A 10,270-nucleotide genomic window follows, 5' to 3' on the forward strand; every position below is an offset into this window, starting at 1 on the left:
CTCTCTCAGGCAGCAGGAAGATCGGGGAAGGTGACGCCCGTCATCGCGGCGCTGACCTCCCACAGCCTTCCGGCGACCAGCGGGTCGAGCACCCGCGGTGCTGGTGCCACCAAGACGGCATTTCCCCTGGTTTCGCCTGGACCATCGGGGCCCGAGTAGTCCCCACCGCTCGCCGTCGGCGAGGTTGCTGCCCGCAGGATCGGCAGGGCACCAGCGATATCGGACTGCCCGAAGAGTTTGAAGAAACCGCCCAGCACGTCAAGTACCGGTGTGGTGCCCATGCCAGCCGTGAGGTTGGTATTGGACAGACCAGGGTGGGCGGCGACCGCGAGAAGCTGCTCTCCGTTGGCCCTGACACGCCGGTCGAGTTCCATGGTGAAGTACAGGTTGGCTAATTTGCTCTGGCTGTAGGCGGTCCACCGGCGGTACCTGGTGGAGGAATTGAGGTCGTCGAAGTTGATGGTGCCCCGCTTGTGCGCCAGGCTGGAGACCGAGACGACGCGGGGAGCTGACGCTTCGCGGAGCCGCGGCAGCAGGAGGCCGGTCAGGGCGTAATGGCCGAGATGGTTGATGCCGAGCTGTTGCTCGAACCCGTCCTCGGTGAGGATCCTCGGCGTGGCCATCACACCGGCGTTGTTGATCAGGAGGTCCAGCGGTGCGGTCCAACCGGCGGCGAAGCTCCGCACGGAAGCCAGCGACGAGAGATCGAGGATCCGCAGGTCAACAGTGGCTCCCGGGACCCGGGAGCTGACCGTCTTTAGGGCTTCAGTTCCCCGTGCCTCGTTCCGGCAGGCGAGCGTCACCGAGGCTCCCCGCCGGGCCAGGGCTATCGCCGTCTGCAAGCCCAGACCGCTGTTGGCTCCGGTGATCACGACGGCGCGACCCTCAAGGTCCTGGATCTGGTGCTGGTGAGTGGAATTCACTAAGGGGCCTTTCTTGTTCTAACGTGGTGGTAGCTTTCAGCATAGAGTCCGCACCGTGGGCCTACCGCGCCCGGCACCTCATACCCTCAATCAGGAGTACCCCCATGCAGCGATCAGTGACTGCCCGCATCATCGCGCGGACCCGTTCCGCTTCGTCACTCGTCTTTGCCCTGGCCCCGGTGCGAAACCCCGGGTACAGCAGTTTTGAAGAGAACCTGGTGGTACTGGTAGATGGCGCACCAGTGGTCCCAGGCGAGTTGGAAGATATCCACGGTGGGCGGCTTCATACCCTCAAAGTGGACGGCGAGGCGAACATTTCCCTTGAGTACAGCGCCACGGTCACGGGTACCGCATCCGCCGAAGCGGCGTCTGAAGCGGATCTCATCCGGTACGTTCGCCCGAGCCGCTACTGCGAATCGGACCGGCTCCTGCCGACGTCGTACGCTGAATTTGGCACCCTGGCAGGATCGGAACTGCTGAACGCGGTACGGGAGTGGGTAGGCAAGGAACTCGCCTACGTGTCGGGTTCGTCCCGCCCCACCGACGGCGCCGTGGAAACCCTGCTGGGGCGGCGTGGCGTGTGCCGGGACTACGCGCACCTCGTGATCTCCCTGTTGCGCGCCAAGGACGTTCCGGCCCGGCTCGCCGCGGTGTATGCGCCCGGACTGAGTCCGATGGACTTCCACGCTGTGGCTGAGGCCTGGGTGGACGGCGCCTGGCATGTCGTCGACGCCACCGGCCTGGCTCCCCGGGAGTCCCTGCTGCGGGTTGCTACCGGCCGTGACGCCTCGGATACGGCATTCCTCTCCACCGTGGGGGGCAGCCTGCAACTCGAGACGCTCGAGGTGACAGCCGTGGTGGATTCCCTGCCGGTCGATCAGCCGGGAGAGCTGATCCAGCTTCAGTAGTCGGCGCGCTCGGCGTCGTCGACGCCCTCGCGGATCCGGTGGGTGAGTTCCAGTAACTGTTCCAGCTCCCCGGTCTTCAGGATCGGGCCCAGCAGAGTGTGGATCACCCGGACGTGCGCGGCGCCAATCTCGCGTTGCAGCTCACGGCCAGCATCGGTCAGGGCCACCATCACGCCGCGCTGATCGTCCGGGGCTTGTTTCCGCTGGACCAGGCCCTTGACTTCGAGCCGCTCCACCATGCGGCTCAGGCTCGGCTGCGAGATCAGCAGGCTGCGGTTCAGCTCGTTGAGGCGGGTCCAGCCGGTGGGGCAGCGGGTGAGGTTGAACAGGACGTCGTATTCGCCAATGGCGAGTTTCTTGAACGACGGGTCGTTGCGTAGCCGACGCATCACCGCCACCTGCGCCCTGAAGAGGGATTCCCAGGCCTCGGCTGTCAGCCGGATTGCCGGTTCTGTTGTTTCGGGCACCCTTGTTTCGGGCCCAGCTGTTTCAGGCCCGGATTTTTCAGGCACGGTGAGTCCGGTCATCGTTTTGAGTCGGTGCTGGAAGGTCGGAGGTTCCGGAACGCGTTACCCACCGTAAAGATACCGCTCTGCATGATTCCTCCTCCAACTAGATGCATCTGCATCCACAATAGTTACAACCGGGCCGGCGGGCATTCTGTTCCCCGTGGGGCAGCCAGATCCTGGTCAGTGAGCCCGGGCACGTCGCCCGGAGACGGGCGCGTCGCGGCGGGCCTGCAACCGGGCCTGCAACCGGGCCTCCCGACGACCCTCAACCAGTCGGTACAACACCGGTACCAGGATCAGCGTGAGCGCTGTGGAGGAGACCAGACCGCCCACCACCACGATCGCCAGCGGCTGCGAGATGAACCCACCCTCGCCGGTGAAGCCGAGGGCCATCGGCGTCAGTGCGAAGATCGTTGCCAGCGCGGTCATCAGGATGGGGCGCAGTCGCTGCCGGGCACCCTGGATGATCGCCTCCTCGACGCTCATGCCCGGACTTCCGTCGTGCGGGCGCCGGTACTGATTGATGAGGTCAATAAGCACCACAGCGTTCGTCACCACGATGCCCACCAGCATCAACATGCCAACCAGGGACGGCAGCCCCAGCGGAATCTGGGTGATGACGAGGAGGGCAATGGCGCCGGTGGCGGCGAACGGCACCGAGACCAGGAGGATCAGCGGCTGGATCAGGGACTTGAAGGTGGCCACCATGATCACGTACACAATCGCCACGGCCGCCCACAGGGCGAGGAACAGCTGAGCGAAGGATTCGGCCTGCTCAGCGGATGCTCCACCCAGGGTTGCCGTGGTTCCTGCAGGGAGTTCGACACCCTCCAGACGTTCAGTCACCGAGGTGGTCAGCGCCCCCAGGTTCTGTCCGGACGGTGTGATGGAGACCTGGGCGGTCCGTTCCCCGTTGGCACTGGTGATGGTCAACGGCACCTGAACCTCAACCACCGATGCAACGGAGGTCAGCGGTACCGGGCCCTCGGGGGTCGGAAGATTGAGTTCCTCCAACTGGTCCAGGCTGGTCACCTCGGTGCCCTCCCCGATGAGTACCGGGTAGTCGGTGGTTTCCAGCCGTACCTGTCCGCCGGGGATCGGGCTGATGCTCCCACCGAGCAACCCCGCGATCTGCCCTTCGCTGAGCCCGGCGGCGACGGCGGCGGCCCGGTCAACGCTGATCTGCACCTGGGGTTGGGCTGCGGAGAGGTTACTGGTCACGTCGCGGGCGCCCTCGACGCCTTGCATGGCGTCGACGACGGCGTCATTGGCGGCCTGCAGCTCGTCCGGACCCGGTGCTGTGATGTTCACATCGATAGTGCTTGAGGTGCCAAGCCCACCCTGCTGGGTGGCGAGGGCGAAGGTCCCGACGCCGGTCAACGACTCCAGTTCCTGCCTCACCTCGTTCTGTAGTTGCTCCTGGTCAGCGTCCTCGGCGGTAATCACCGTGAAGGCGGCCACCGACGTTCCACCGGACAGTCGGGCGGCGAAACCACTGGACGCGTTACCCACCGTCACCTGGATCTCCTCCACCTCGGGAAAGCCAGCGAGCACTTCCTCGGCCTGCGCAGCGGCAGCAACAGTGGTGTCCAGGCTGGAACCCGGTTCGAGGGTCTGGTTGATGCTGAAACTGTTCTGCCCCGTGTTCCCCAGCAGATTGGTCTGGAGGAGGGGGATCATCGCGGCAGTGCCTGCGAGGACAAGGCCACCGGCCGTCAGGGTCCAGACCGGATGCCGCTGGGTTGCTCCGAGGAGCGGAAGATAGCCGCGCTGCAGCCAGGATTTTCGTTCGGCCTGATGCGCCTGCTCGCGGACCAGGTCCGGGTCTACATCGGATGCCGCGGCTGGCAGGAACCAGTACGCCAGCACGGGAACGATGGTGAGCGACACCGCCAGGGAAGCCAGCAGCGCGATCGTGGTGGTCAGGGCAAACGGCCTGAAGAGTTCACCCGCCAGGTCACCGACAAAGGCGATCGGTGCGAACACCGCGACGGTGATCAGCGTTGATGCGGTGATCGCGCTGGCCACTTCACGGACGGCGGTGAGAATGGCTTCGCGCTTGTCCTCGCCATAGCTGAGGTGCCGTTTGATGTTCTCGATGACCACAATCGAGTCGTCCACCACCCGCCCGATCGCGATGGTCAGGGCGCCCAGCGTGAGGATGTTCAACGAGTAGCCGGTGACCCACAGGCCGATGAACGTAATCAGCAGCGACAGGGGGATCGAGATTGCCGTCACCAGGGTGGACCGCACCGACAGCAGGAACACCAGAATGACCAGCACGGCAAAGCCGAGACCCAGGATGCCCTCCGTGGTCAGGTCACTGATAGAGCGTTCAATGAAGGGCGCCTGGTCAAAAATCACGGTGATCTCGGCGCCGTTGCCCAGCTCGGCTTCCAGCTGCGGCAGCAACTCTTCCACCAGGTTGGAGATCGCGACCGTATCCCCATCGGGGATTTTCGTCACGGTCAGGGCGAGGGTCTCAATACCGTTGGTGCGGGTCACCGACGTGGCGTCGTCGTCGGCCACTGCCACCTCGGCGACGGAGCCGAGCGTCGGCGGCGTCTCTCCGGCGTCGGGGGAGCCGCCCTCCGGCAGGAGGGGCAGTACGCGGATGTCCTCGAGCGAGGTGATGGGGCTCCCGGCCTGGATGGTGAGGGAACGGTCGCCGTCCTCGAGGGTCCCCACCGGGATGAGGTCGCCGTTGTTCTCCAGCGCCGCAGTGATATCGGCGACCGTGAGGTCGTTGGCGGCGAGTTCCTGCCGGTCGGGGAGGATCGAGATGTACTGCCCGGCCCCGCCGCTGACCTCGGCCGCGCGAACGCCCTCCAGCTGCTGCAGCCGCGGGACGGCCAGTCGGCTGAGGTCGCCGCTCAGCTCGCTCAGCGGCTGATCGGAAGAGACGGCCATGAATACGATTGGGAGGTCGGCGATACTCCCGGCCAAGGACTGCGGCGAGACGTCCTCGGGCAGGAGGGGCCGCACCGTCGAGATCGCGCGGTCCACCTGGCCGCGCGCGCGGTCGAGGTCGGTGCCGTAGGCGAACATCAGGTTGATGGTCGAGACCCCGGTACGGGACGTGGCCGACGACGACTCGAGCCCCTCCACGCCGCTAAGCGCGGTCTCCAGCGGTTCGCTCACCTGCTGGTCGAGGTATTCCGGTGAGGCGCCGGGGACCGACGACAGCACGGTGATCTGCGGAAACTCCAGTGACGGGATGAGCTCCTGTTTGAGGGAGCCCATCGTAATCACACCGAACACCGACGCCAGAATGGTGATCAGCGCAATCAGTGCACGGTTTCCCAGGGAAAGTTGAGCCAGACGGAACATGTGCCGCGCCTTCTACTTCTGCCGGCCGGGTCGACGGCTCTGGCGATGGTTACTGGAGTTTCAGCACCCGGTCGGTACGGGACAGGATGTCAGCGGCGAGCGAGGAGTTCTCATTGAGCTTCACACCGTAGCCGGGGATCATGTCTTTGAGCTTCGGCTCCCAACCCGGAAGCTGGGCTGGGAAACAGCGCTTCAGGATCTCGAGCATGATCGGAGCGGCGGTGGAAGCACCGGGGGAGGCCCCCAGCAGTGCTCCGACCGATCCGTCGGCTGCAGTGATGACCTCGGTGCCGAACTGCAGCACCCCGCCCTTGCCCGGAGCCTTCTTGATGATCTGGACGCGCTGCCCGGCGGTGATCAGGTCCCATTTGTCGCCGTCGGCGTCGGGGATGAATTCGTTGAGATAGGTGTTTTTCGCGTCCCGGTTCTTCAGCACCTCGGAGATCAGGTACTTGGTCAGCGGCACGTTGTCCTTGGCCACGGCCAGCATGGGCACCAGGTTCGACGGCCGGATGGACCCGGGCAGATCGAAGAACGAGCCACGCTTGAGGAACTTGGTGGAGAACCCGGCGTAGGGGCCGAACAATAGCGACCGTTCGCCGTTGACATACCGGGTGTCCAGGTGCGGCACCGACATGGGTGGTGCGCCGACCGACGCCTGGCCGTAGACCTTGGCGTTGTGCTGGTTGACGATGTCCGGGTCGCCGCACTTCAGGAACTGACCCGAGACGGGGAAGCCCGCGAATCCCTTGCCCTCGGGAATGCCGGTGCGTTGCAGCAGGTGCAGTGCCCCGCCGCCGGCCCCGATGAAGACGAAGCGCGCGTTGACGGTGCGGGCCTGTCCGGTAGCGCGGTTGCGGACCTTGACTTCCCAGCGGCCTTTCGAGCCGCGGGAGAGATCGGCGACGTCGTGGTTGTAGTTGAGGTCGACGCCGTTGGCTTCGAGGTAGCTGGTCAGGCCGCGGGTCAGGGACCCGAAGTCGACGTCGGTCCCGCCGGCCACGCGTGAGGCTGCCACCGGCTGGCCGGCGGTCCGGCCGCTCATCAGCAGCGGCGCCCAGTCGGCGATGGCCGAGGGGTCCTCGGCGTGCTCAATGGTTTCGAAGAGGGGCTGGCTCCGCAGGGCTTCGTAGCGCTTGCGCAGGTAGGCGGTGTTCTTTTCGCCCCAGACGAAGCTCATATGCGGCACGGGGTTGATGAATCCGGACGGATCACCCAGATGGCCGCTTTCCACCATGTGGGCCCAGAACTGGCGTGACACCTGGAACTGCTCGTTGATGGCGACGGCCTTGGCCGGGTCAACTGTCCCATCCGGGCCTGCCGGGGTGTAGTTCAGTTCGCAGAGTGCCGCGTGGCCGGTCCCGGCGTTGTTCCACGGGTCGGAGCTTTCCAGTCCGGCCCGGTCGAGGCGCTCGAATAGTGAGATGCTCCAGTCAGGCTGCAGCTGTTTGAGGAAGGCGCCAAGGGTGGCGCTCATGATTCCTCCACCGATCAGGACGACGTCGGTGTGTTCCGCGGGAATTTCCGCCTGGTTCTTAGCAGTCAACTTCATCTCCAGTGGCGAGGGCGCTTAGCTTTGAGCGTAGCGTCTGGTGGGTTCCTTGGGTAATTGGTCCGCCGTCGCGGCGGGGGTGGCAGGTCATCAGTCGCTCCCGGTGGCTTCCAGCTCGACATCGGTCAGGTCAACCAGGTTGAACACTTCGTTCATCACGGGGCTGACGGGGTAGTTTGCTACCCGCTCCGAGACTGCCAGGGCAGAGATGGGGAAGGCGAGGGGAACCGCTGGTAGCCGCCGGGCCAGCTGGTCGCTGATGTCCTGGTAGGCGGCCACCCGGTCGTCACCATTGGGAAGGGTGCGGGCCCGGTCAATTTTGCTAAAGAGCTGGTTGTCTTCGAAGGCAAACTCGACGGTGGTTGCGCCAAACAACTGGCCGATAAAGTTGTCGGGGTCCTGGTAGGTTCCGCTCCAGCCGAGGAGGTGGAACGCGCGCTCGTCGTCGTTCTGTAAGGCCTCAAGGTAACCGTCGGCCCAGGCGGTGGGCACCGGGTCAATGGTGAAACCGGCCTCTTCGAGCTGCGTTTGGAGGACAGCGAACACCCCCTCAGGTGCCGGCAGATAGGGGCGTGAGACGTCGGTCGGGTAGTGGAAGGGCAGAGGTTCGCCGTCGTACCCGGATTCCGCCAGCAACTCCTGGGCCAGTTCGACGTCGTAGTCGTAGCGGGTGATCTCGTCATTGGTGACTGCGAGCTTGGGCGGGACAAACTGATCGGCGGGCGCCGTGCCGTTCAGGAACTGCCCATCGATCATGGCCTGTTTGTCGATGGCGTGGGCTACGGCCTGGCGGAACAGCAGACTGTCCACACCGGGGAAGTCCTGGTTCATCCCGAGATACAGGATGGAATAGGGGTCGCGCTGGAGCAGCTGTTGGCCTTCCCTGACCAGGGCGCCGGCGTTGTCGACTGTAACGAAGTCGTAGGCGTCGATCTGTCCGGTGTTGAGTGCTTCCAGCCGATCATCGGGGAGGGGGAGGGTGGTGAACACGACGGTGCCGATCTCGCCCCGGGCCCCCCAGTAATTCTCATACGAGGACAACCGCACTTCCCCCGGTTCCCAACTTTCGAAGGTGTAGGGTCCGGTGCCGACAGGGCTGAGCGCGTACTGCGACACCGCTATGTCGTTGACCTCCTCGGTCAGCTCATCGGCGGCGAGTTCCTCAAGCGCCCGGGGTGAGGACATCGCGAAGGAGGGCATCGCCAGGGCGGGGATGAACCCTGTCAGGCGGCTATTGAGCCGGATCAACACCTCGAACTCGCCCAGGGGCTGGCAGGAGGAGTAGACGGATAGCTCGGGGGAGTCAGAGTAGGCATTGAAGACCGAGCCGAAGGCGACGGTTCCGTCCGAGGGACGCGTCTCCGGGGGGAGCGTGTACCAGCGGTCGAAGTTCGCGCAGACTGCCTGGGCGTTGAACGGCACACCATCGTGGAATTCGACGTCCTCGCGGAGGGTGAATGCGTAGGCCCGGCCGTCCTCCCGCTCATCCCAGGAGGCAGCGAGCTGCGGGACGGGCTCGGAGGTGAGCGGATCGATGCCCACCAGGCCCTCGAGAATCTGCCGGGTGATTCGGTATGACTCGGTGTCGGCCACCAGGGCCGGGTCCAGCCCGATCGGATCAGCGGCGGTGCCGAACGTGAAGACCGCTTCGGGGGCTTGGGCGGGATTGGTTTGGGAGGGTGCAGGAGTCGACGACGCCGTCGTCGTCGGCAAGGGCGTTGCCCCGGTGCAGCCAGCAACCGTCAGGCAGAGGGACACCGCAACGGCACTCTGCGCCACACGGGCCCAACCGGAGTGCCTGGCAGCAGCGGTCATTGCCATTGTCTCCTCAGCCGTACCCGCACACGGCGGAAATTGTTTAGGTTTCCCAGTCTAAATGATGATCCCAGTGGTGTTCGGACAGGCGCCAGCGGTCATCCCCCAGCAAACCCCGGATACGAGGAAAGGCTGGGATACTGAGCACCGTAAGGTGTTCAGTATCCCAGCCTGTGTCGCCCTGTTTCGAGTTAGAGGATTCGAAGCAGGGAGTCAATTACTCGCTAGGAGGCATCAGAACGGTGTCGACCATGTACACGGTTGCGTTCTGGGTCATTACGCCACCGCAGACTACTGCTGAAGCGTCGTCGCCGACAGTGATTTCGTCGCCCATGCCTTCAACGGTCAGCTCTGCGCCGTTGACGGTGGTGTGGGTTCCGGCGACCTCATCCGGGGACAGCTGGCCGGGGACTACGTGGTAGGTCAGGATGCCGGTGAGGAGGTCAGCATCGGTCTGGAGAGCCGCGATGGTCTCTTCGTCGATCTTCGCGAAGGCGTCATCGGTTGGTGCGAAGACGGTGAACTCGTCGCCGTTCAGGGTGTCAACGAGGTCGACATCTGGGTTCAGTTCGCCGGTGACGGCTGCGGTCAGCGTGGTGAGGATCGGGTTGTTCGACGCAGCTGTTGCTACTGGATCCAGGGCCATGCCGGCAACTGAGCCGTCGCCGTCTGGAACCTGCTCGGCGTAGCCGGCGCAACCTGGGCCAACCAGGTTTGCGGCTGGGTCCATGTCTTCGCCCATTTCCTCTTCCATTGCCGACTCAGTTGCTTCGGGAGCGGCTTCGGTAGTGGTCATTTCCTCGCTGGTCATTTCCCCGGTGGACTCAGTTGCGGTGTCGCCGCCACCGCATGCTGCGAGGCCGAACATGGCCACTGCAGCAACACCGAGGATGGAGAGCTTACGGCTCTTGATGTTTCCCATTGGATTTTCTCCTTCATTGGTGTGACCGGGCGTACTCTGCCGATCAGCTAACTAACTTGTCGAACACATCGTGTCGATGTCTCATAGGTACTTCGGTCGTGTTCGGAGCGAGGATGGGTGGCGATTCCTGAAATTTTCTACACCGGGTAAAGACCGCGCAAGGTCGGCGATTCCCGAGGCCCAATGTGACCCAGGTCCCACCGTGGGGCGGCCTGCCGGGGTGGGAAACTGTGTCGGCCCGGGCGGGGATGACGAATCTCGCGTCGAGCGGGTCACCCAGACAAAAGAAAACACCCCCAGCCGAAGCTGGG

7 protein-coding genes are annotated in these 10,270 nt (G+C 64.5%); 1 reads left to right on the forward strand and 6 read right to left on the reverse strand.

Going from position 1 to position 10,270, the window contains the following annotated elements; translation table 11 throughout:
- Nucleotides 1-5 precede the first annotated feature (5 nt).
- Nucleotides 6-923, reverse strand: coding sequence for an oxidoreductase (locus B384_RS0100775; RefSeq protein WP_019481240.1), 918 nt, complete (start codon nt 921-923; stop codon nt 6-8).
- A gap of 104 nt (nt 924-1,027) precedes the next feature.
- Between B384_RS0100775 and B384_RS0100780 the strand changes: the two genes are divergently transcribed.
- A complete protein-coding gene (locus B384_RS0100780; protein WP_019481241.1) occupies nt 1,028-1,831 on the forward strand; it encodes a transglutaminase-like domain-containing protein in 804 nt (267 codons plus the stop codon).
- On the opposite strand, the gene B384_RS0100785 is transcribed toward B384_RS0100780, so the two are convergent.
- The 5 genes from B384_RS0100785 to B384_RS0100805 form a co-directional block, all read right to left on the reverse strand.
- Nucleotides 1,825-2,358, reverse strand: a complete 534-nt coding sequence (locus B384_RS0100785) for a MarR family winged helix-turn-helix transcriptional regulator (RefSeq protein ID WP_019481242.1) — start codon at nt 2,356-2,358, stop codon at nt 1,825-1,827. The genes B384_RS0100780 and B384_RS0100785 overlap by 7 nt on opposite strands.
- A gap of 162 nt (nt 2,359-2,520) precedes the next feature.
- On the reverse strand, nt 2,521-5,670 hold the full coding sequence (locus tag B384_RS0100790; RefSeq protein ID WP_019481243.1) for an efflux RND transporter permease subunit: 3,150 nt from the start codon (nt 5,668-5,670) through the stop codon (nt 2,521-2,523).
- A gap of 49 nt (nt 5,671-5,719) precedes the next feature.
- The gene (locus B384_RS0100795) at nt 5,720-7,222 is read right to left on the reverse strand and encodes a malate:quinone oxidoreductase (RefSeq protein WP_024476201.1); all 1,503 of its coding nucleotides are present in this window, start codon (nt 7,220-7,222) and stop codon (nt 5,720-5,722) included.
- A 90-nt stretch (nt 7,223-7,312) separates the two neighbouring features.
- The gene (locus B384_RS0100800; RefSeq protein ID WP_237715193.1) at nt 7,313-9,043 is read right to left on the reverse strand and encodes an ABC transporter substrate-binding protein; all 1,731 of its coding nucleotides are present in this window, start codon (nt 9,041-9,043) and stop codon (nt 7,313-7,315) included.
- A gap of 211 nt (nt 9,044-9,254) precedes the next feature.
- Nucleotides 9,255-9,959, reverse strand: coding sequence for a fasciclin domain-containing protein (locus tag B384_RS0100805; RefSeq protein ID WP_019481246.1), 705 nt, complete (start codon nt 9,957-9,959; stop codon nt 9,255-9,257).
- Between the last annotated feature and the right edge of the window lie 311 nt (nt 9,960-10,270).

Source organism: Arthrobacter sp. TB 23 (genome assembly GCF_000294595.1).
GTDB lineage: Bacteria > Actinomycetota > Actinomycetes > Actinomycetales > Micrococcaceae > Arthrobacter_D.